Source organism: Idiomarina ramblicola, assembly GCF_003987255.1.
Classification (GTDB): domain Bacteria; phylum Pseudomonadota; class Gammaproteobacteria; order Enterobacterales; family Alteromonadaceae; genus Idiomarina; species Idiomarina ramblicola.
The window spans coordinates 25,954-48,676 of the sequence record NZ_PIQC01000005.1; the positions used below are offsets into that span (position 1 = coordinate 25,954).

Consider the following 22,723-nt stretch of genomic DNA (forward strand, 5'->3'; position numbering starts at 1 on the left):
TCCTGTTTAATGCTTAATCATCAGCCGGGTTATTAACCCAAACGCTCTTTATGAAATTCACCTGCAGCTTTTATAAAGCCTTTAAATAACGGGTGTCCGTCACGCGGTGTCGAAGTGAATTCCGGGTGGAACTGCACAGCCACAAACCAGCGATGTTTCGGGTTTTCCAAAATTTCCACCAATTGCTTGTCATGCGAGTAACCGGTAATTTTTAAACCAGCCTTTTCCAGCGGCTCAATGTAATGGTTATTCACTTCGTAGCGGTGACGATGACGCTCTTCAATGGTTTCTTTGCCATACATTTTAAGCGCTTTTGAGGCTTTCTCTAAATGACATTCTTGCGAACCAAGACGCATCGTGCCGCCTAAATCAGAGTGTTTGTCGCGCAGTTCTTTCTGACCACTGGCGTCCATCCATTCGGTTATAAGACCCACTACCGGATCACTACAGTTTTCGTCAAACTCAGTACTGTTGGCGCCGCTTAAGCCAGCCACATTACGGGCAAACTCAATCATTGCCACTTGCATACCTAAGCAAATACCTAAGTAAGGAATGTTATTCTCGCGTGCGTATTTCGCTGCAATAAGCTTACCCTCAATACCCCGATCACCGAAACCACCGGGAACCAGGATAGCATCCACATCTTCAAGCTTTGAGGTGCCTTTAGTTTCTAAATCTTGCGAATCAATATAACGAATGTTCACCGTTAAACGGTTTTTAAGACCAGCGTGCGCTAAGGCTTCGTTAACCGACTTGTAAGCGTCCGGCAGTTCAACGTACTTTCCAACAAAACCAACCGTGACTTCACCGTTCGGATTCGACTCCTGATAAAGCACTTCTTCCCACTCATGCAAGTCGGCTTCAGGACAGTCCAGACGGAAACGTTTGGTGACGATGTCGTCCAGGCTCTGAGCCTTTAGCATAGAAGGTATTTTGTAAATACTGTCAACGTCGCGCAGGCCAATAACTGCACGCTCTTCTACGTTGGTAAACAACGCAATTTTCGATCGCTCAGTTGCCGGTAATGAACGATCTGAACGGCAAATCAATATATCGGGCTGAATACCAATAGAGCGCAGTTCTTTCACTGAATGTTGGGTCGGCTTGGTTTTAACTTCGCCTGCAGCCCCCAGAAACGGCACCAGAGTTAAGTGCATGAATAAGGTGTGGTCTCGACCAATTTCCGTACCCAATTGGCGAATCGCCTCAAGGAATGGTTGTGACTCGATGTCACCGACCGTACCGCCAATCTCAATAATGGCAATATCAAAACCTTCGCTACCGGCAATAACCCGACGCTTAATTTCATTGGTAATGTGTGGGATGACCTGAATGGTCGCTCCTAAAAACTCACCTTTACGCTCACGGCGAATAATGTCTTCGTAGACACGGCCGGTGGTAAAGTTGTTGCTGCTGGTCATGCGGGTGCGGATAAAGCGCTCATAATGACCAAGGTCAAGATCGGTCTCAGCCCCGTCTACGGTGACAAAAACTTCACCATGCTGAGTTGGGCTCATGGTACCCGGATCCACGTTAATGTAGGGGTCCAGCTTCATGATAGTAACGTTTAGGCCCCGTGCTTCAAGAATTGCCGCCAGGGAGGCTGCAGCAATGCCTTTACCCAGCGAGGATACAACTCCGCCGGTTACGAAAATATAGTTTGTCGCCATGTGATACCTAGTTGGTCAGGTCAAATTTGGGATTGCATTCAGACGGGAAAGTAGTATACCGAAAGACGGCTCTAACAACAAATAAAAGCTATCGTTAGCTACGCCTAAACGTCTGGCGTCGGCATCAAAATCTATGCAGCGACAGGTTAGAGTCAGGAATATTGATCAGCGCTCTCATCTGTTTCGGGCAGTTCTTTCCAACGGGATAATTTGTTTCGTTTTGCGCTAAAGCTATAATAATAAGCCACAATAAGACCAACTGATAAGCCAGCCAATAGCGTTGCCCCAATAGCCGCTAATGCTGAGAGCCCGGTAGAGCTCCAGACAAATAACCACATAATTAAGCCCCAACCGACAGCAAAAAAAGAACCTAAACTCAGAGCATTACACATAAAGCTATTATAATGCGGAGGCCTTGTTTCTTTGCCTAACCACCACATAAACAATAAGAATGGTGGCTCATAGTTAGAGCGCCAGATTTTGGAGTTTTCAAGTTCAGCCATTGCAGCCTGCTTTTTTGCTTCAAAAGACATTAACAATCAAAACCGCTTTAAATAATGAAAAAGAACATATGTCCAAATAACAACTGCGGGTATCAGACTAAAAGCAAGTTGAGAATACATCTCAGAATTGCCGGTTAGTTCTACCGTGCTTATTGCTACTCCAATTCCCACACCGAAAAGTAAACTTAGAACGGAAAATAAAATGGTAAAGGTTTTGCGGTCGAATTTAGTTTCACTAGCTGCTAATGCCTTCGTACCCGAGTTCATGGTATTTCCTTAATAATCGCTTATTGTCGGAACTTATTGTTTTAATCATGTTAATAAAACCAAACTAACTTGTTAAGAGTAAATCAATAAAAAAGCGCGCTCACGATGAACGCGCTTACTCAGGAGTATTAGTAAAATTACGTTTTCGCCTGTTTGAACCGGTTTACCAAATAAAACAACGCAGGTAAGACAACCAATGTCAGAAGCGTTGACGAAATAATACCGCCAATAACAACCGTGGCGAGAGGTCTTTGAACCTCTGCTCCGGTACCGGTATTAAACGCCATAGGAACAAAACCTAAGCTCGCGACAAGAGCGGTCATTAATACCGGTCGCAGACGTTGTTGCGCTCCCTCAAATACAGCGTCTTTTAGCTGTAATCCATCCCGAAGCAACTGTCGGATAAAAGACAACATAACAACTCCGTTTAACACCGCGACACCGGACAACGCAATAAAACCGACCGCCGCAGAAATAGACAGAGGCATGCCTCGCAATGACAAAGCGAAAATTCCGCCAGTTAATGCCAGCGGCACTCCGGTAAAGATAATCAATGCGCTGCTTAATGAGCCAAAGGCGCTATACAACAGGCCTAAAATAAGCAGCAGAGTTAACGGAACCACCAGGCTTAAGCGCTGCGAAGCTGACTGCAACTGCTCAAAAGTGCCGCCATAATCAATCCAGTAACCCGTCGGAATATCCAGGTTTGTGTTTAAACTCTCCTGAACTGCATTAACGAATGAGCCCAAATCGCGGTCAGTAACGTTAGCACTGACAATGACATTCCGTTTACCACTTTCCCGGTTAATTTGATTAGGCCCATTAGCTAAAGTCAGTTTAGCCACTTCACCCAATGGCACGTACTGGAGTTCTGGGTTATTTACCGCAGGCACATCCACCGGCAATTGTTTCAATTTTTCAATGTTCTGCCGCCAGTCATTGTCCAGCCGAACCAATAATTTGAAACGTTTGTCGCCTTCATAAATAACTCCCGCCTGAATGCCGCCTACAGCGCTCTGCAGTGTACTTTGTACATCAGCAACCGTAAGCCCCAGCAACGCCAAGTGGTCTCGCTTAGGCTCAACAGACAAGATAGGTAAGCCGGTCATTTGCTCAACGCGAACACCGGAAGCCCCCGGAACCTCTCTGATAATAGCCGCCGCTGAGTCACCCAGTTGTTTGAGCTGCTCAAGGTCATCGCCGTATATACGTACGCCAAGATCAGCCCGCACTCCCGCAATCAGCTCGTTAAACCGCATTTCTATTGGCTGGGTAAATTCGTACTTGTTACCGGGCAACTCTTGTACCGCCTTACGGATTTCACTGACCAGTTGCTCTTTCGTTTTATCCGGGTTGGGCCAATCTTTGCGCTCGTTCAGCATAATAAAGGTATCAGCTACGCTGGGTGGCATCGGATCCGTTGCCACGTCAGGCGTACCAATTTTAGAGAAGACCCGTTTCACTTCGGCAAAGTCAGCAACCACGGCTTCTACGCCTTTTTGCATATCGACCGACTGCTGTAAGCCTGTGCCCGGAATTCGCAGCGCATGCATGGCAATGTCGCCTTCGTCCAGTTGCGGCAAAAACTCCGTGCCCATACGACTGGCCTGAAACAAAGAAACTGCAAATAAACCAAAGCCGACAGCAATAACGAACACCGGAAGTTTTAACGCACCTCGTAACACCGGTTGATAGGCTTTACGAGCGCCCCGCATCACTTTGTTCTCGCCGTGCTTAATATTGCCACGGACAAATATAGCGACAGCGGCAGGCACAAAGGTAACAGAGAAAATCAGTGCTCCCAGCAGCGCTGCAACTACGGTGAAAGCCATAGGATGGAACATTTTCCCTTCCACACCGCTTAATGCAAATATAGGCAGATACACCAACATAATAATGAGAACGCCAAATACTGCCGGGTTAAATACCTCACGCGTGCTTTTTGTTACCTCAATCAGGCGCTCCTGAGTATTTAACACCCTTCCTAACCGCTGTTGTGCATTGCCCAGTCGTCGCAGAGCATTTTCCACCACAATAACGGCTCCATCGACAATAATGCCAAAGTCTATCGCGCCCAAGCTCATCAGGTTGCCGGACACCTTATTCGTCACCATTCCCGTAATAGCGAAAAGCATGCTTAACGGAATAACGCATGCAGTGATCAAAGCAGCTCGTATATTGCCAAGCAAAATGAACAGAACCACAATAACCAGAACCGCGCCTTCAAAAAGGTTCTTCTCAACCGTGGCAATGGTTTTATCCACCAAAGTAGTACGGTTGTAAATGGGCTCGGCGACCACGCCATCCGGCAAGCTTTGCTGAACTTGTTCCAGCTTTTCAGACACCGCTTGTGCCACTATGCGACTGTTCTCACCAATCAGCATCATAGCCGTGCCCAGAACCACTTCCTCCTGATTCGAACTGGCCGCACCGGTACGCAGTTGTTCACCCAGTTTGACTTCAGCGACATGACGAACCCGAACCGGTGCATCGTCCCGCTTTGATACCACCACATTGCCAATTTCTTCCAGAGATTTTAACTGACCCGGCGAGCGCACCAGCCATTGTTCCCCGTTCTTTTCTATGTAACCGGCACCAGCGTTTCGGTTGTTCAAATCCAGCGCTCTGAGTAAGTCCTTCATGGTTACTTTGTAAGCCAGCATACGGCCCGGGTCAGGTGCCACCTGATACTGCTTCTCATAACCACCGACACTGTTTATTTCGGTAACCCCAGGTACTTTTACCAACTGCGGTTTAATGATCCAGTCCTGAATGGTGCGCAGGCTTTCCGCAGTGTAAGCGTTCCCCTCTGCGTCGGTTGCACCGGGCTTTGCTCTTACAACATAGTTAAAGATTTCTCCCAAACCGGAGGCTATGGGTCCCATTGCGGGTTCAACGCCTTGCGGCAGCTCCCCTCTAACCTGCTGTAGTCGCTCGCTAATTTGCTGTCGAGCCCAGTAAATGTCAGTACCTTCTTCAAATACCACCGTCACCTGAGACAAGCCATAACGAGAAATTGAGCGGGTATAATCCAGCTTCGGGAGACCCGCCATAGCCGTTTCTACCGGATAAGTGATACGTTGTTCTGTTTCCAGCGGTGAGTAACCCGGCGCTTCGGTATTTACCTGTACCTGCACATTGGTAATGTCCGGCACCGCATCAATTGGCAGCTTCATGGTGCTATACACACCAACAGCCGCAATCAAAAAGGTAGCGGCCACCACTAACCAGCGGCGTTCAACCGCAAAGCGAATGAGTACATCAATCATGATAGTCCCCTTAGTGGCTGTGCCCTGCACCTTGTTTGAGAATGTCGGCTTTAATCAAATAACTGTTGCCAATGACATACTCTGCGCCTGGCTCAAGCCCCGAAAGAACCTCCACATAGTCACCCGATGTGCGGCCGGTTTTGATCTCACTCGCTTCAAACCGATTGCCTTCGCGGATAAAAACCACGGTTTCTCCGTTCAGGGTCTGAATGGCATCGGACTCAACCGCGACATCGGCAGTAAAGGTGTCGGTTGTGACATCCGCTTTAACATGCATTCCCGGCCGCCAATGTCCTGATTTATTAGGCAATACCACGCGTGCCCGGGCTATGTGACCGCCGGTCATCTGAGGTGAAATGTAAGATACTGTACCGCTTACCGTTTTATGGTGGTGCAAGTCGTATACCTCGGCGGTCTGACCTTCCTGCATTGCTTCCACGTTTTCGGGAAAAGCCGACAATTCGACCCAGACGGAAGCGGTATTAATTACTTGAAATAAAGGTTGCTGATCAACCAGTTCACCAACATTGGTAAGGCGTTCAGAAACCTCGCCACTAATGGGACTGACCATATTAAACTTGGTACCTGTACTGACGTTTTCGACTACGGCAAGTACGTCGCCTTTTTTTACCGAGTCACCAATATTCACATTAAGCGAGGCCACAATGCCTTTATAGCGGGCGCTAATATGCGCAATATTGTTATTTTCCGGGGCAATTACACCGAATACGGTTTGAGTCACAGTCATGCGTTGATAGCTAACTTGTCCCATAGTCAGATCGGCGTTTTCAATGGCTTTATCACTCAGTTCGGTATGCGATTTTTCATGGTGGTCATCTTCCGACGCCCGGGTTTGGTGGATGCAACTACAGACAGCCAACAAAGCAGCTGCTAAAAAGTAAGTTGATAGTTTCACTGCTGTTCTCCTAAAAATGCTTGTCCGGTCATACGCTCCAACTGAATCAAGTCGCTGTAAATCGCATGTTCCCGTGAAATTCTTTGATACTCCAGTTGGGCAAGTTCACTCTGCGCGTCTAACACCTGCAATAACGAATGAGTGCCACGCACATAGCCCTGTTCGGTTTGTGCTACTAATTGTTGTGCCAGTGGTAGTAAGGAACTTTTCACTCTGTGTAGATAGTTTTCGTGGGTTTTCAGGCTGCTTACCAAAGCCAAGGCCAACGAGCGTAATTGGGTCCGCACCAGCTTTTGTTGTTGCAGGTTCGACTGATGCAAAAGCCGGCGTTGCTTAATACGCCCTAAGTTAGGATCTTGTAATTGCAACGGCATGGACGCCTGAACAATTAGACCGGTATCATCAAACTGGTTGCTGTATCGCACCCCAATGCCCAGCGTTAAATTAGCTGTCGAATCGGCTTCCAGCGCCTTGGCCTGTGCCTTCAGTAAACGTTCAGAATCCAGCAGCCGCAAGTACTCAGGCGCTTTATTCACTGCGTTTAAAGCGTCTGACTGTGTTGGGAAATTCAGGGGAAAGTGGAAGCTACCCAGAACCTGATCGAAGTCTGGCTCCTCGGCCCACATGGCACTGAGTTTTGCTCGTGCCTGAGCTGACTTGCCGTCTAACTCCTTGCTATTGGCTAGCTGACGTTCACGTCGCAGTTGAATGCGGGTCACTTCCGAGTCCGGCACTGCACCAGCGTTTGCCCGCTCACGTGCCGTTTTTAGCAGGCTCTCAGTACGGTTAATCTGCTGCTTGCTCAGATAAATAAGCTCTTGCAGTTTAAGTACCTGGTAAAAGCGCTGCGTAGTTTGTGCCAGCACACTAATACGTTGGTATTCAAACTCCGCTTGTTTTACTTTTTCTTCAGCTGTAGAGGCATCAATGCGCTTTTGTCGTTTACGGCCTAGCTCAATGACCTGAGAAAACGAAAGTGTCATTTCGGCGTTGTCCAGACCAGAATTACGACCTGAACCCGCCAAGTTTTCAACTTCCAGACCAACTCTGGGGTTAGGTGAGAACTGAGCCTGCAGCGTTAACACCTCAGCCGCCTGCCTTTGGTACTCGTATTGTTGTAAGTCGGGGTTATTCTTAAGCGAGCGCTTTAATGCATCGCTTAAAGTTAAGTCGTACGCAGCCGCACTAACCGGACACGCCAATAAGGCACCCAGAAAGGCCACCACGAAGCTCAAACGCTTCATGTTTATTCTCCAATTATTCGTTATTTAAAAAATGACAGTAAAAGTTGAAGATTAAGCGTTTGGTGGGGGAACCGGGGGTTGGTGAGCTAAACCTTTACCGAAAACAGCCGCGATTGACTGTGCATCAGTAATAACAGGACATGCAGACACACCGATACCGTAACCGGTAATGCAGCTAACGTGCGCATGAAATTGATGATCATGACCCAAATCAGAGTCTAAGGACGAAGGTTCAGAGGTGTGTTCTAAATCATGGTTTGCATCAAATACGATATCGACACTGCTGTGGCTTGCATCTTCCACATGACCAGCAGCGGTGGCACAGGTGAAAAAGCTGTGTATGAGTACGACAGTAATCAGTAACCATGATATTTTCATGCCAGCTACCTTATCGAACTTAGGTGAGAAACGCTAGCCCAGAACTACTTACTTTCTCGCCAAGTTCGCTGCTTATTTTTCTCTTCTTTCGCTAAAAAAGCCCGCTCAAGGTCAATGTTGTAGCGACTCGCAATGGCGCATAAGTAAATGAAAACATCCGCCAGCTCGTCATTCACTTCACCAATTTCAGATTGATGATCTATTGCAAGGCCCTCAACTTTTCTAACCGCCTTAAACAGCTCTCCAACTTCCTCACCGAGCAATAAACACTTGTCTTTGACGGTTTGTTCTGAGAAGCCTCTTTCTTCCTCAATTTCTGTAACATACTTCTGGAAATCGGCTAGTGTAGGCTGTTTCTTTAATGTTGGCATTAGTCCTTACGCTCTCTAGCTTCCTTTTCTTTTTTACAGTTAATTTGATCTTCCGGGTGACCATAACTGCACTCTTCTTTTACTTCCCCTAAAATAAGGGCCGCTCCAGTATAGATGGCCGCACTAGACGGTTTATTGGACGAGTCGGTAGGATGAGTTAAGTAGTAAAGCATATCTGAGCTTGTGCACCCAGATAAAAACAAACCGCCGATAAGCAATAAAATTTTATTCATATAAAAGCCTTTTTACTCTGTTACCTGAACGTCATCTTTAATAACTAGCACCGCTATATAGATTAACGCCAATGGTGGGATAAAAGCTAAAATAAAACCAATTAAGGTTGCTAGCTTAGGTGTTTGGGTTTTACGTTTCCCTAAGTAATAGCTTAAAATTGCAAATAAAGGAACAAGGATAAAAACGACATACATTGAAAGATAGGTCACACTCATATTCAATTTAACTCCTTAAAAAATAGCATCATGTTAGCCAACTAATTACTTTAAACTGTTAACTTTTGAGAGTTGTTTGTCATGTGAAGATGACAATGTTATTAATGAAAATATTGCCCCCAATAAAGCGAACCCCATGTCTGACTGAGTGTCCCAGGCGTAGCCTTGAGTACCCAAGAAAGCTTCGGCACTCTCTCCTGAAGCCAATGCGACCCACCACTCCAGTAGCTCGTAGAAAGCGCTAAAGGCTAAGCAAATTGAAACAATAATAATGTTTCGCCAAACTGCACCATTCACTACATTTTTACGGATTAAAATCTCACGAGCCAATAAGGCGGGTACAAATCCCTGGAAAAAATGCCCCAGCTTGTCGTAATTATTTCGCTCTGCACCAAATAGTCCATCAAAGAACGGAACTTCAGCATAAGTGTAGTGCCCACCCACCATTAGAACCACACAGTGCGCTAGTATAAAACCGTATAGCAGCGGTGTGAGCCGGAATGAGTTGTAGGTAGCCGCAATTAATATGGCTCCGATAATGGCCGGCGCTACCTCGAGGAACCAGGTGAACTGATCTTTTGGGTTAATCCCCGACCAGACTAAAACAGCAATGAAAATAAGTATCCAAAGGTATTTGATGGGATTCTCCTCGCTTATATCTCACAAACTAATTTCGACTGAGCCACGCACTGACGCTTGGCCTCCTCATCTGAAGAATTCGCTACCATACAAAAGTCTAATCTAATGGTTTTTTCTTCTCTTTTCGCGGTATGCCCTTCTGCAACCTTCCAATCCCAACTTTCTATGACTTTTGAAGCCAGTTTAACTATTACTTCTTGCGGTACTGAGCTGACAAGAGTCACTTCTTCCGTTTTACTAGATTCATCAACAATGACCTTGAAGACACCACAACCGGCAATTCCATTTCTAGCTAATTCCATCGGATACATTGGTGTAATTTGATTTTCTCGTAACCAGACAGCATTATCCTCGGACGGAGAAACATGAGTTAAATGTACTGTACCAATGTTTTTCCCTTGAGCAGCTACCAAAGGCGATAATAAGAGAACTATTGCTATAGTAAGGTATTTCATAACATCCCCTGTTCATTAAAAAACGATTACACCCAGACGTCGTTTTCGGCTTTTAGCTCACTACCAGACTCGCCGGTATTAACTACGCCGCGTGGCTCAATAAGAAGCACCTGGCACTCCCGCTCTGCAAAAGGTTTATGTTCTACCCCTTTAGGCACAACATACATCTCGCCTTCCACTAGTTGCACAGTGCCATCTCTCAGCTCAATTCCCATGCTCCCTTTCAACACCAGAAAAACTTCGTCAGTATCTTTGTGGTCATGCCATACAAAATCACCTTGAATTTTAACCACCTTAAACTGATAGTCATTCATTTCGGCAACCACCCGGGGAGACCAGTGTTCGGTAAACTTACTAAACTTTTCTGCAAAGTTAACGATGTCTCGCTCCATTGGCTCATCTACTCTGTCTTTCATATTATAACGACCTTGACTCCAACAACTCTCTGAGTGCTATCGGAAGCCAGGCACGTGACTTTTGGGTAATCGCTTGTTCATGCTTTTGCCAAAGAACGGCTAAATAAACAATTCCCAAGCCAATAATTGTCAGTGCAACGGGAAAAAGCCAGCTGTCAGTGAAGACATCATAAGCCAAGTAGCTAAGATATCCGCAAACTCCAAGCGCCCCAAAAACCGCAAATACTCGGCGAGCCAGTAACGTTCCCACACCTATCATTACAAGATTAATGCAGAAATAGACAAAGTTTGATATTTCACTATCAGAGTCCCTAAATGACAGGCCACTCCAGAATACCAGAGCACCGAAGATATAAATCCAGAAGGCGTAATCGGCAGTGTCGCGCGAACGGATGTCCACCCAGAATGCGAGACCTATCATTAGTAGCCCAGTGTAAAGCGACACAAGCTTTCTTAATTCCCAACTGAGGTCACCGCCAGCAATCATGACGGTAATATCCATCGTCATATACCAAAGCGTCACAGCTATGGGCATGACTAAAAACGGATACTTATATTTCCAGGCTACAATGACACCGACAGCCAAGGTGCCTAACTCCATGTATATCCAGTGCCACTTTATGTATCGGTGATACTCACGATAGACAGTTTCATCCGGCCACACACCCAGCCATTGTTGGAGTCCATACATTGCCAACGGCGTTAAACAGACCACAAAGGTAGCGCAGATACCTGCGGGAATAGATAGGCTTTTGCTAGAAAAAACATGGGTTAGTTTTAAGCCAATAGCAGCGTAGACGAGCGATATTAAAACGATGCCTGCACCGTCCAACGACTCCCAACCCAGATTCATGAACAGTGTCATCGCGCCAATAGCAATAAGCCCGCCCAGGTAATACAGCACATGGTTGAACCTAAACTGTGGCTGGCCTTGCGATTCTGCCTTCAGGAACTGAAAAAGTTCTTCAGCCTGCGAAGAAGAAAGGATATTTTTGTCTACAGCCTGACTTAAGCTCTTTCTTGTAATATTCATATTGGCTCTTTAAGAAGGCGCTATGCACTTAATTTGGTTTACTTTTTTAAAGAAAATGACGCTTTATTAAGTATGTCCTTAAACTTTTCAGAGTAAGATTGATTCTTTTCATAACCTTTTGTTAAGTAAACTACCCAGTATTCTATGTGAGGTGATTCCCATTTTTTTACAAAAGCAGCACCAATTTCATCTTGCTCCATATAAAACTCAAGTTCACCGAGTAAATGAGCTCTATGAGCATCGGAGCGTTTCAGCACGCGCCAAACAGACTTTGCATTTGGGTATCCCCCTGCAATAGCTTCAACTTGGTTACTATTAAATTGCCAGCCGTAATCCTTGGGAAGTTTGTAGCCAAGTTCCTTCAAACGAGTGTTTGGACTCCCTCCCAAATTATGAACGACGAGGCCAAACTCTGCCATTTTCTTGGCTTTAGCTTCTGCGGCAACCGTTAGCATTCTATTACATCGAATATCCGTACGATTTTGCTCTTTATCTGCTCTTATCAATTCAACTAACAAACGAGCTTCTTCACTGTTTCCGCAGTCATCTAACTCTCCGGCAAAAACAGGAGAGGTAAGTAACATAATAACTAAATACACCCTCAACATTGAGCTCATAACAGCCACTCTCATTTACTCACTGACTATACTTAGTATTTAGTCATGATGTTTACAGTATGTTACTGATACTAAAGAGGTTGATTTAAAAAAGCAAATATCGGACTTGTGAAGGAAGGCGGTAAAATAACTCACTCAACCGACCTTGCAATCAGCAATATTTACCCCGCTTCCCCACAATCAGGGATGGCATTAATATTACGCTGGATGTCGCCATCTAACTCTGTGATATCCATATCCTCAAGGAACAAGAAAAAGTTCTCGTCGTCTTGGGTTTTTAAATAAACGTTCAACTCCGAATTACTCGACAAGAAATTGTCCCCGCGACAAGCAGAAACCAGCCTAACGTTCATGCTGCCGGCTCCTCCTTCTTCATGCTTACGCCGATACTCTTTGACTGCTTGCTGTCCTTCGTACATTGTCAGCGCGTCTTGTTTTGACAGCTGCATGATGGTTACCTTTTCTTTGTCCTCAATATTTTCTTTTAAGCTATCGGGGATAACGTAGTCATCATTCGTTATTACAGGAAAATTATGGTTAAAACTAACGTCAGGGTCGTCGGTACGAAAACTAAAATCAATAACGACATCGCCATCTCGTACATCAACCCCTTCTGGAGTCTTCACAGCAACAACCAACTGTTTCGGATCCGTCTCTAATGGGTTTAGATTCATTAGTTTCATCATGGTAGTGAGTGGAATATTACTGCATGACACAATCAGAATTAGCGCACTGGCTAACAGAAAAAATTTTAGTTTATTCACTATGAGCCCTAAATAGATAAAATTAATTGTTAAATTACAGATTACTTTGTTGAAAAAAAGTAATACCGACAAATAACTGACCTTGATAGAACCATAAAGTTTCAAAGTGGGATTAGAATTCATACTATTAAGAAGGGTTAATAAAGGAATCAGAGATGTTTGTTGGGGACAGCGAGAAAAGTCAAAGAATTATAGAGTCCGAATAACGCGGAACATCATCTATAATCCTTTTCTTTTTTAACCTAAAAACGCAATAAGAACCAAAGTCCTGATTACCATCGACTTGCTAGAACTGATAGCCAACCTGTAGAAAGCCATTGACTGATCCATCGTAATCCGAGTTTGTCGCGTGCGCAGAAACACCGAAAGTAAAGCCCGACTTATCTATTCCATTCATAAAATAAGTATAACTAACACCTGCACCGTAATATTCATTTTCATAAACATTCAAATTTCCGTTCTCTACCCTAGCGTTAGTTTCATGACCAGCTTTGGTTACATAAAGACCTAAGCCGTGTTTATTTGAGTCAGAATTAAAAAGATCGGTGACGATCCAACCAGCACCAAAGCCGCAAGTGGAACCATAGTTTGAACTGTATTCAACACAGCCTGCTGATAGGTATTTCATATCATTTTCGACACAAGAGCAATATTTGCACCTAGTCCACTATAAGCAGCTCCGACACCAACACCAACAGAATATTGCTTGTCAGCCCCAAGTTCGTCGGCTCCCGCAGAAATGGATATTAACGATAGAAGTAACACTAATTTTTTCAAAATATATCCCTATATTAACTAATGAGCACCGAGGAAATTGGGTGCACAATATTTATACATTGAGCACAAAACTATACTTGGTATTCAGTCTGGATGTTTATAATATGTTAACAACTATAAAGAAGTGGAACTTGAAACGCAAAAGTTAATTATAGATGCACCTGACATGGAACGTCAGGCTACGTCCTGAGAATTCGTCACTACTCTTTTTTGGCAACCTGCCAGAGAGCTTCTAACTCTTCCAGACTGCAGTCGTTGGGGTGTTTACCCTGCTGACTCAGGCTTTGCTCTATGTGTTGAAATCGGGTTCTGAATTTTTCGTTGGCGCGTTGCAGCGCAGCTTCTGGATTAACTTGTTTGTGGCGGGCCAGGTTGACGACGGCGAACAGCAGGTCCCCAATTTCCTCTTCAATATGGTCTTGGTCTTTCGCTTCTTTTACTTCCTGAATTTCCTCGTCTACTTTGGCGTAAACCGGTTCGGCCTCAGTCCAGTCGAAACCGACAGACGCGGCGCGCTTTTGCAGTTTGGCGGCTTTTAAAACGCTGGGAAGTTGGCTCGGTATATCGTCAAACACAGAGCCTTGTGCATCTTTCTTAGTACGTTCCTGCTGCTTTATCTTTTCCCACTGGGTTTTAATTTCAGCATCAGACAAGTTGCGCTCGGCTTCGCTACCAAATACATGCGGGTGACGGCTTATCAGCTTTTCGGCGGTGTGGGCAGCTATGTCGTCGAGCTCAAACTGCTGTTCCTCGCGTGCTAACTGGGCATAAAATACGATCTGAAACATTAAGTCCCCCAGTTCGTCTTTTATCGACTGCCAATTACCCGACTGAATGGCATCCACCACTTCGTAGGTTTCCTCTATGGTGTAAGGAATTAACGAGGTCATGTTCTGCTTTAAGTCCCAGGGACAGCCGCCTTCCGGATCGCGTAGCTGAGTCATAACTTGTTGCAGTTGTAACATTCCTTTCACTGAGGTACCTCTGTTCAATTAAACTAATGGTTTAAATGGCTAATGGTTTAAAGTAATGCGCTGAATTTGCTCAACCCCATGCACCTGACGTAGTCTGTCCATAATGCGACTGAGCGCCTCGCTGTCTTTTACGGTCAGGGTTAACACCACAGTAGCTGACTGTGACTGCGCATCGCTTTCACTGTCCATTTGCGCTACAGCAGCCTTCTCATTCGATAGCACGCTGGTAATATCATGCAGCAAACCGTTACGGTCTAACGCTGAGACACGCAGGCTGGCCCGATATTCCTGTTTGGAATGTCCTGACCAGGACACGTCAATACCGCGTTCGGGGTGTTCATGCAATAAATGCTTCAACTGATCACAGTGGCTGTGGTGGACGGAAACGCCCCGCCCCTGAGTAATAAATCCGGTAATAGACTCACCCGGTAATGGCTCACAACAGTTAGCAAAATGCATCATCAGATTACCGATACCTTCTACAGTGACATCTGACTTCGGCGTTTTCGGTGCCTGTTTAGCTTTACGACGTTTGGTTAAACGTTCAACCTTCTCAACGTCGGTTTCCTGCGGTTTCAGGAAGTTCACCACCTGATGCAACCGCACGTCCCCGGCGCCAATGGCGGCTAACAAATCATCCAGTGTCGGTACGTTAAAACGCTCCACCGCTTTGCTGGCGTCCTGTACATGCAACTGATGCTTCTGCAGTTCATTTTCTAACAGTTCTTTACCAGCCAGCAGGTTCTTTTCTCTGTCTTCTTTCTTGAAATAGGTATGAACCTTGGCCCGTGCCCGCGAAGAGTGCAGATAGCCCAATTGAGGATTCAGCCAGTCACGCCGTGGCTGAGCATTTTTCTGGGTCAGAATTTCAACCCGATCACCGTTTTGTAACTGGTAGGTAAAAGGCACAATCCGTCCATCAATCTTAGCCCCAATACACTTGTGGCCTACCTGACTGTGTATGTAATAAGCAAAGTCGAGCGGGGTTGACCCCATAGGCAAATCCACCACTTCGCCTTTAGGCGTAAAGACGTAAACACGATCTTCAAACACCTGCGAACGAATTTCGTCTACCAGAGTTTCGCTACCGGCCATGTCTTCGTGCCAGGCCAATAGCTTACGCAGCCACGCAATTTTGTCCTCAAAACCATGACGCTTACCGGCCGATGCGCCTTCTTTATACATCCAGTGTGCGGCCACACCGAGTTCGGCGTCATCATGCATATCGTGCGAGCGTATCTGAATTTCAACGTTTTTATGCTCAGGGCCTATAACCACGGTGTGAATCGACTGGTAGCCGTTCGGTTTTGGCGTTGCCACGTAGTCATCAAACTCGGACGCAATATGCCGCCAACTGGAATGCACCACACCCAGCGCGGCGTAACAATCTTTCAGGTTATGAGTCAGAATACGAACGGCGCGAATATCGAACAGTTGATCAAACTGCAGATGTTTTTTCTGCATTTTGCGCCAAATGGAATAAATGTGTTTGGGTCGGCCGTACACATCGGCCACAATACCTTGCTGCTTTAAAGATTCTTGCAGATTAGACACGAAGCTTTCAATGTAATGCTCGCGATCAGTCCGGCGTTCATGCAAATGTTTAGCAATGGTTTTATAGGTATTGGGATGCAGATAACGAAAAGAAATGTCTTCCAGCTCCCATTTCAGTTGCCCTATACCTAAGCGGTTGGCCAACGGAGCGTAAATTTCAGCACATTCTTTGGCGGCTAGTACCCGGGTTTCCTCGTCGGCTTTTTTCACTTCCCGCAGATAACAGATGCGTTCGGCCAGTTTTATCAGCACGGCACGTACGTCTTCTACCATAGACAGCAGCATGCGCCGCACGTTATCGATCTGGCCACCGTCGGGCTGGCCGTGTTGGAAATGCTGTAAGTCGCCAATGCTCTGCATTTGCTGCACATTACGCAACAACACAATCAGGGCTTTCGATTGTTTGCCTTTCAGTTTGTCTAAATCAAGTTTGCCTGCTTCCAGCAAAGGTACATACAGAGCCGCTAGCAAGGATTCCGCATCCAGTTTCAGTGGCGCCAGAATTTCCACCATTTCCTGGCCTTTTAGCAGAGCTTCGACTTCTTCAGGAAACTGCTGTTTCAACTGCTGCAAGGTGCTTTCTAGAGGTTCAGGATCACTCACAGCGTTCAGCCAATGCTGTTCACTGTCTTTGTATTTGGGATCATCCACGTGGGTACTGCGTACATGGACCATGACTTACGACACTCGCTCCAGACAAACCATGGTTTCAATGTGATGCGTTTGTGGAAACATGTCAACTGTACTCAGACCAATTATGCGATAGTTGCACCCCTTACTTTCGGTGGTCATTCCTGCAAGATCACGCGCTAGCGTATCGGGTGCGCAAGAAACATACAAAATTCGTTCCGGCCGATGCTCAGGTTTTAGTTTATGCAGCAATTTCACCACACCTTCTGCTCCAGGACGTGCCGGATCCAGACACCATAAATCGGCTGCTTCTTCCCATTCACGTAAGTCCGAGGCGGCAATTTTATTCAAGTCAGCGCTGAGAGAATTGAGGTTGTCCATGCTATTGCTTTCAGCGTTAATTCGCGTTTGTTCAGCCATGCGATAAACGCCTTCCACCGCCAGTACCGACTTTGCCCGGCGCGCTAGCGGAAGACTAAAATTACCGATACCGGCAAAAAAGTCATATACCCGCTTTGTTTTCTCCGGTTTCAGCCAGTCCATGGCCTGCTGCACCATGCGCTGGTTAATACCGCCGTTAACTTGTAAAAAATCACCGGGCTGAAAATAAAGTTTGTCACCATCGATGCTCGTATCAAAAGGCATTGTGGCATCAGCTATAGGTTGCAGGTCGGCTTCGCTCTGTAACCAAATATCGGTTTTGTTAGCCGTTTGCCACTCCTGCAATGCCTGCATGGCTTCGCTCGGCAAGGCTTCGGTTATGCGAAGCAAAATAATAGGCGTGTTGGTATTAATGGCTTCAATATGACCCAACTTGCTGGCAACCGCGGCTGTATTTAACAACGGGTACAAGGCATTTACGCGTTGCAGCAGAACCTCATCTGCCACTAAGCAGTCTTGTATTGCGACAATGTTATGGCTTTGCGCTTCCCTAAAACCAATCAGCAATCTTTGTTCTTTGCCCAGCCAACGTGTTGCCAGCCTGACTCTGCGGCGGTAGCGAGTAGGCTCACTAACCAACGGCTCCTGCCACGGCAGGCTGCTGGTTTCCGGATTAAATACACCAAACTTCTGGAACAACTCTTCCACAACTTGCCGCTTATGAGCCAATTGCTTCTGCTCGTTGATGTGCTGAAAATCACAGCCTCCACATTTAGAGTAATATGGGCAAGGCGTTTCGCGACGTTCAGTACTGGGCTTCAATATACGCTCTAGCGTACCGCTGTGTTTACCGGCCGTTTTATACTGAATCACTTCACCGGGCAAAGCGCCCATAATAAACCGGGTGGGCTGGCCTTTAACTGCGGCACGAACAACAGCCCGCGCCTGGTGGTCGAGTGCCGACACTTGCCCGGTTAAGATTTTACTCACAGATTTGTTGCGCTTCTGCGGCTTGAAAAATTGCGCCATTGGGTTGAATTTAACCTAATCTAGTCGGTTTCTAAAATTACGGTAGCAACAGCGTAGTGCTTCTCGTCACTAATCGATAAATGACTGTTTTTTATGTCCTGCTCTTTTACCCATTGTGCAGCTGTTTCGGTAAAATGCCACTCAGGTTTGCCATATTCATCGTGACCCACCTGCATATGTTGAAACGACAATCCAGCTGAAATACCTCGACCAAAGGCTTTGGCACAAGCTTCTTTCGCAGCAAATCGTTTTGCCAAAAACGCCGCAGGGTCAGTCGATAAATCCATTTCTTTTTGTTCGTCCGGTGTCAGTACCCGTTTTATAAGGCTGTTACCGCGGGATAACGACTGTTCAATACGGGCTACTTCAACAATGTCAGTACCTAAGCCCCAAATTGCCATTAGCGTGCCTTATCTAGAATATTACGCATATCACGCACGGCCTGATCCAGGCCAACCAATACCGCACGGGCAATAATCGAATGACCAATATTCAATTCACAAACTTGTGGAATTTCAGCAACTTCTAATGTGTTGTGATAATGCAGGCCGTGTCCAACGTTTACCTGTAAGCCAATGGAGTGCGCGTATTCTGACGCTTCCATTAAGCGTGCCAGTTCAACGGTACGTTGCTCTTCGGTTTCTGCCTCAGCGTACTGCCCCGTGTGCAGCTCCACAATGGGTGCGCCGGCTTTTTTAGCTGCGTCTATTTGCTTATGGTCGGCGTCTATAAACAGCGATACCTGAATGCCGGCATCACTCAAGCGACGAGTTGCATCGGTAATCGTTTCTAACTGTTCGACAACATTCAAGCCGCCTTCCGTGGTCAATTCCTGACGCTTTTCCGGTACCAAACAACTGTAGGTGGGCTGCGTTTTTATCGCTATGTCGAGCATTTCTTCGGTAACGGCCATTTCCAGGTTCATGGGCACGTTCAGTGTTTGCTTTAGCATCGCGACATCGCGGTCAGTAATGTGCCGGCGGTCTTCACGCAAATGAATGGTAATGCCGTCGGCACCAGCTTGTTCAGCAATAGCTGCGGCAGCTATCGGGTCGGGATAACGTACACCGCGTGCGTTACGCAATGTGGCAACGTGATCAATGTTAACGCCCAGGCGTAAACCTTTCATTATTCAGCTCCTTCGCTTTTCAGTGCTTACTGACGCTTCGCGCCACGGAACAGTTCACGACTGCGCAGCGGCTTTTCACCTAAATAAACCGATAAGGCGTCTCGCATAATATATTTTAGCAGCCTTAAACGGCTCTCGTCGTCAACATCCCAGACAGCCAGCTTTTGAATATCCGCCACCGAATACGCTCGTTGTTGATTATCTCGGGCTTGGGTCACAAAGCCATGATCGGGAATAAAATAGCACCACTTCGAGTCGGACAGCGCATTGCCTGTATCAGCGTCATAATGCCAGTCAAACGCCGCTCCAAGATGCTGTAATAACTGCCATTCAAACTGACGTAAAGCTGGCTCTACGCGTTCGCTGTTGGTCATATTCTGTAACGCGGACAAGTAGCTTTCAAAAAGATCTGGAGCTTCAGCTTCTGCCGGCACCAGCCGTTGAATCAGCTCGTTGAGGTAAAAGCCGCTGTAAAGTTTATCGCCCTGCAGTAAAAGCTTTTGAGTTGTCTGCTGTGGTTCTAGCAAAGTTAAGGTTTTTAAGTCGCTGCGCCCCTGAAATTCGGTTAGCAGCGGCATAAAAGGTTGAGTCAGACCGCGCCAAGGGCTTTTCGGGCGTTTCGCACCTTTCGCAACAACCCGAACTCGTCCATTATCTTCCGTGAATAGATCCAGTATCAGACTGGTTTCCTGATAGTCCCAACGATGCAACACCAGTGCCCGCTGCGCCACCGCTTAGTCTTCCCGGTAGCCCAGACTTTTCAATGCTCGCTCGTCATCCGACCAACCTGATTTGACCTTCACCCAAAGCTTCACCATAACTTTATTATCCAGCAACTTTTCTAAGTCTCGTCGGGCTTCGGTACCTATCGTTTTCAGTTTGCTGCCACCTTGTCCAATGATCATACGTTTCTGCGCTTCGCGCTCGACCAGTATCAGAGCATGAATATGAGTTGTGCCTTTTTCAGACTGGCCAAATTGTTCAATTTCTACGGTAGTTTCGTACGGCAGTTCTTCTCCGGTAAAGCGCATTAGCTTCTCACGGATAATTTCAGCCGCCATAAATCGCACCGAACGGTCGGTTACATAATCTTCAGGGTAGTAATGGTATCCGGGCTGCAAATGCGAACGGACAATTTTCCTCAGCTCGTCGACATTGTCGCCATGGGTTGCGGAAATTGGCAAAATAGCATCAAACTTATGCTGTTCATTTAACCACTGCAAATGTGGCAGTAAACGTTCTTTGTCTTTCAGCTGATCGACTTTATTCACCAATAAAACCACAGGTACCTTGCTGCGCTGGATTTTTTCCAGCACCATTTTATCGTCTTCCAGCCACTTTAAGTTTTCAACCACAAACAGTACTAAATCCACGTCTTTTAAGGCAGACGAAGCAGTCTGGTTCATTACACGATTAATAGCCCGCGGCTCTTCTTTGTGCATTCCCGGTGTATCGACATAAATTGCCTGACAACCGTCGTCAGTATCCACACCTAAAATACGGTGACGAGTGGTCTGAGGCTTATTCGAAGTAATGCTGATTTTCTGTCCCAGCAAACGGTTAATCAGTGTGGATTTGCCCACGTTTGGACGACCAACAATAGCAACAAAGCCGCTGTGTTTATTCTCGTCCAGTTCTATATCCAGCGTCATGCGCTCTCCTGCAAATGTTCTAATGCAGCCGTCGCTGCTGCCTGTTCGGCTTTACGGCGACTAGTACCGGTACCTTTAAAAGCACCTTCAATACCTTCTACAGAACAGTTCACGGTAAATTGTTGATTGTGCGCCTGGCCTTGTGTCGCGACCACGTCGTACTCTGGTAAAGGCTTTTGACGCGATTGCAGCAGTTCCTGCAAACGGGTTTTCGGGTCTTTCTGGCTGGTTCCTGGCTCAATCTGCGTTAACTGGGATTCAAACCAGTTGAGAATGACCTGACGGATAGTATCCATGTTACTGTCCAGATATATGGCGCCAATAATAGCCTCAACCGCATCCGCCAGAATAGACTCGCGGCGATAACCGCCGCTTTTGAGTTCACCCTGACCTAAAGACAGAAAGTCCCCCAGGCCCATTTTTTTACCCAGTTTAGCCAAAGAGCGACCGCAAACTATCGCAGCCCGCATACGGCTTAAGTCGCCTTCAGCTACTTTGGGAAACTTGTGATACAACGCTTCAGCTATAACTAACCCCAAAATGGAGTCACCTAGAAACTCTAAACGTTCATTATGCGTTGACGATGCACTACGATGGGTCATTGCCTGACTCAACAAATCCTGCTGCTCAAAGCTATGACCCACTATTTTTTCCAGTTCCGTTAAAGGTGGTTTGGGTAAACTCACTCAATACTCCCTAGCCTTTCAAATCGAACTCCGGTAGGAACCCATGACGGCAACCAACTATCGCGACTGCGATCCATTTCAAAACTCATCCAGATAAAGACCGCTCTGCCAACCAGCAGTTCCTCATCGACAAATCCCCAGTAGCGGCTGTCGCGTGAGTTATCACGGTTGTCACCCATTGCAAAATACTGACCTTCCGGCACAACCCATTCATCTCTCTGAGTACCAGGCTGATTAAAGTACATAGCCATGCGAGAAGCGACGCGAGGATCAATAAGAATATCGTGAGTCAGCGTTCCCAGTTTCTCGCTGTAGGTACGCAATGGTGACGAACCGGAAAAATACGTTCCGTCTTCTTTTAGAGACGTTGAAACCACTTTCATCTCTTCACAGTCACGCTCACCTGCAGCACAAGCGGGTTGAATGTAGAGCGCCTTATTGCGATAAATGATTCGATCGCCAGGTAAGCCTACAACTCGTTTGATGTAGTCAACATTCGGATTCTCAGGGTATTTAAAAACCGCGATATCGCCACGTTCAGGCTGTGATGTTTCAACCAAAGTTTCTTGAAACACTGGATCTTTGATGCCGTAGGAAAATTTCTCTACCAGAATAAAATCACCTTTCAACAAGGTTGGCATCATTGAACCCGAAGGTATCTGGAACGGCTCATACAGCAGTGTACGTACAACCAATACCAGGGCTATAACTGGAAAAATCGACTCACTTAGCTCCATGAGCTTAGGTTGAGGCGCCAGACTCTCTCTCTGTTCGTCGGTTAAAGCACTGGTTGTTTTGTTCTCAACCTCAGCAATAACCGCTTTACGCTTTGGTTTTAATACGCGCGCATCGTATAGCCAGAACAGACCGGAGATAACAGTAATAAAGGTTAAAATAATTGAAAAATAATTGGCCATTTC

The 22,723-nt window shown here is 46.3% G+C and carries 25 protein-coding genes; all 25 read right to left on the bottom strand.

Annotated features, from left to right (window positions below; all coding sequences use genetic code 11):
• Nucleotides 1-32: 32 nt before the first annotated feature.
• Nucleotides 33-1,670: a CTP synthase gene (locus CWI78_RS07450; RefSeq protein ID WP_126781769.1), complete on the bottom strand. Its 1,638-nt coding sequence runs from the start codon at nt 1,668-1,670 to the stop codon at nt 33-35.
• A gap of 152 nt (nt 1,671-1,822) precedes the next feature.
• Complete coding sequence (locus CWI78_RS07455) at nt 1,823-2,203, bottom strand: DUF6404 family protein (RefSeq protein WP_276567880.1); 381 nt, start codon at nt 2,201-2,203, stop codon at nt 1,823-1,825.
• 374 nt (nt 2,204-2,577) lie between these two features.
• Nucleotides 2,578-5,709 carry an efflux RND transporter permease subunit gene (locus CWI78_RS07465; protein WP_126781775.1) on the bottom strand — a complete coding sequence of 1,044 codons (3,132 nt, stop codon included), beginning with the start codon at nt 5,707-5,709 and terminating at the stop codon, nt 2,578-2,580.
• A gap of 10 nt (nt 5,710-5,719) precedes the next feature.
• Nucleotides 5,720-6,625, bottom strand: coding sequence for an efflux RND transporter periplasmic adaptor subunit (locus CWI78_RS07470; RefSeq protein ID WP_126781777.1), 906 nt, complete (start codon nt 6,623-6,625; stop codon nt 5,720-5,722).
• Nucleotides 6,622-7,869, bottom strand: a complete 1,248-nt coding sequence (locus tag CWI78_RS07475) for a TolC family protein (protein ID WP_126781779.1) — start codon at nt 7,867-7,869, stop codon at nt 6,622-6,624. The genes CWI78_RS07470 and CWI78_RS07475 overlap by 4 nt, the downstream gene beginning before the upstream one ends.
• Before the next feature lie 51 nt (nt 7,870-7,920).
• Nucleotides 7,921-8,247, bottom strand: coding sequence for a hypothetical protein (locus CWI78_RS07480; protein WP_244213095.1), 327 nt, complete (start codon nt 8,245-8,247; stop codon nt 7,921-7,923).
• A gap of 44 nt (nt 8,248-8,291) precedes the next feature.
• On the bottom strand, nt 8,292-8,618 hold the full coding sequence (locus CWI78_RS07485; protein WP_126781781.1) for a MazG nucleotide pyrophosphohydrolase domain-containing protein: 327 nt from the start codon (nt 8,616-8,618) through the stop codon (nt 8,292-8,294).
• Nucleotides 8,618-8,851, bottom strand: coding sequence for a hypothetical protein (locus CWI78_RS07490; RefSeq protein ID WP_126781783.1), 234 nt, complete (start codon nt 8,849-8,851; stop codon nt 8,618-8,620). Before CWI78_RS07490 ends, CWI78_RS07485 begins: the two co-directional genes overlap by 1 nt.
• A 12-nt stretch (nt 8,852-8,863) precedes the next feature.
• Complete coding sequence (locus CWI78_RS07495; RefSeq protein WP_126781785.1) at nt 8,864-9,067, bottom strand: hypothetical protein; 204 nt, start codon at nt 9,065-9,067, stop codon at nt 8,864-8,866.
• A 45-nt stretch (nt 9,068-9,112) separates the two neighbouring features.
• Nucleotides 9,113-9,706, bottom strand: a complete 594-nt coding sequence (locus CWI78_RS07500; RefSeq protein WP_126781787.1) for a DUF2238 domain-containing protein — start codon at nt 9,704-9,706, stop codon at nt 9,113-9,115.
• A 14-nt stretch (nt 9,707-9,720) separates the two neighbouring features.
• Nucleotides 9,721-10,161, bottom strand: a complete 441-nt coding sequence (locus tag CWI78_RS07505; protein WP_126781789.1) for an energy transducer TonB — start codon at nt 10,159-10,161, stop codon at nt 9,721-9,723.
• A gap of 26 nt (nt 10,162-10,187) precedes the next feature.
• Nucleotides 10,188-10,553 carry a cupin domain-containing protein gene (locus CWI78_RS07510; protein ID WP_126782179.1) on the bottom strand — a complete coding sequence of 122 codons (366 nt, stop codon included), beginning with the start codon at nt 10,551-10,553 and terminating at the stop codon, nt 10,188-10,190.
• Nucleotides 10,554-10,578: 25 nt separating this feature from the next.
• Nucleotides 10,579-11,610, bottom strand: a complete 1,032-nt coding sequence (locus tag CWI78_RS07515; protein WP_126781791.1) for a DUF2157 domain-containing protein — start codon at nt 11,608-11,610, stop codon at nt 10,579-10,581.
• A 38-nt stretch (nt 11,611-11,648) separates the two neighbouring features.
• A complete protein-coding gene (locus CWI78_RS07520) occupies nt 11,649-12,227 on the bottom strand; it encodes a CAP domain-containing protein (RefSeq protein ID WP_126781793.1) in 579 nt (192 codons plus the stop codon).
• Nucleotides 12,228-12,388: 161 nt separating this feature from the next.
• The gene (locus tag CWI78_RS07525) at nt 12,389-12,901 is read right to left on the bottom strand and encodes a hypothetical protein (RefSeq protein WP_126781795.1); all 513 of its coding nucleotides are present in this window, start codon (nt 12,899-12,901) and stop codon (nt 12,389-12,391) included.
• Between the two features lie 376 nt (nt 12,902-13,277).
• The gene (locus tag CWI78_RS07530) at nt 13,278-13,619 is read right to left on the bottom strand and encodes a hypothetical protein (protein WP_244213096.1); all 342 of its coding nucleotides are present in this window, start codon (nt 13,617-13,619) and stop codon (nt 13,278-13,280) included.
• Between the two features lie 349 nt (nt 13,620-13,968).
• Nucleotides 13,969-14,733, bottom strand: coding sequence for a nucleoside triphosphate pyrophosphohydrolase (gene mazG, locus CWI78_RS07535; RefSeq protein ID WP_208642042.1), 765 nt, complete (start codon nt 14,731-14,733; stop codon nt 13,969-13,971).
• A gap of 48 nt (nt 14,734-14,781) precedes the next feature.
• A complete protein-coding gene (relA, locus tag CWI78_RS07540) occupies nt 14,782-16,971 on the bottom strand; it encodes a GTP diphosphokinase (RefSeq protein WP_126781799.1) in 2,190 nt (729 codons plus the stop codon).
• A gap of 3 nt (nt 16,972-16,974) precedes the next feature.
• Nucleotides 16,975-18,336, bottom strand: a complete 1,362-nt coding sequence (rlmD, locus tag CWI78_RS07545; protein WP_126781801.1) for a 23S rRNA (uracil(1939)-C(5))-methyltransferase RlmD — start codon at nt 18,334-18,336, stop codon at nt 16,975-16,977.
• Between the two features lie 20 nt (nt 18,337-18,356).
• Nucleotides 18,357-18,737, bottom strand: coding sequence for a holo-ACP synthase (gene acpS / locus CWI78_RS07550; protein ID WP_126781803.1), 381 nt, complete (start codon nt 18,735-18,737; stop codon nt 18,357-18,359).
• Nucleotides 18,737-19,465, bottom strand: coding sequence for a pyridoxine 5'-phosphate synthase (gene pdxJ / locus CWI78_RS07555; RefSeq protein WP_126781805.1), 729 nt, complete (start codon nt 19,463-19,465; stop codon nt 18,737-18,739). Before pdxJ ends, acpS begins: the two co-directional genes overlap by 1 nt.
• Before the next feature lie 26 nt (nt 19,466-19,491).
• Nucleotides 19,492-20,196: a DNA repair protein RecO gene (gene recO / locus CWI78_RS07560; RefSeq protein ID WP_126781806.1), complete on the bottom strand. Its 705-nt coding sequence runs from the start codon at nt 20,194-20,196 to the stop codon at nt 19,492-19,494.
• A gap of 3 nt (nt 20,197-20,199) precedes the next feature.
• Nucleotides 20,200-21,117, bottom strand: a complete 918-nt coding sequence (gene era / locus CWI78_RS07565) for a GTPase Era (protein WP_126781808.1) — start codon at nt 21,115-21,117, stop codon at nt 20,200-20,202.
• Nucleotides 21,114-21,803 (bottom strand): ribonuclease III, encoded by a 690-nt coding sequence (gene rnc, locus CWI78_RS07570; protein ID WP_126781810.1) that lies wholly within the window; start codon nt 21,801-21,803, stop codon nt 21,114-21,116. The genes era and rnc overlap by 4 nt, the downstream gene beginning before the upstream one ends.
• Complete coding sequence (lepB, locus tag CWI78_RS07575; protein WP_126781812.1) at nt 21,800-22,720, bottom strand: signal peptidase I; 921 nt, start codon at nt 22,718-22,720, stop codon at nt 21,800-21,802. Before lepB ends, rnc begins: the two co-directional genes overlap by 4 nt.
• Nucleotides 22,721-22,723 lie beyond the last annotated feature (3 nt).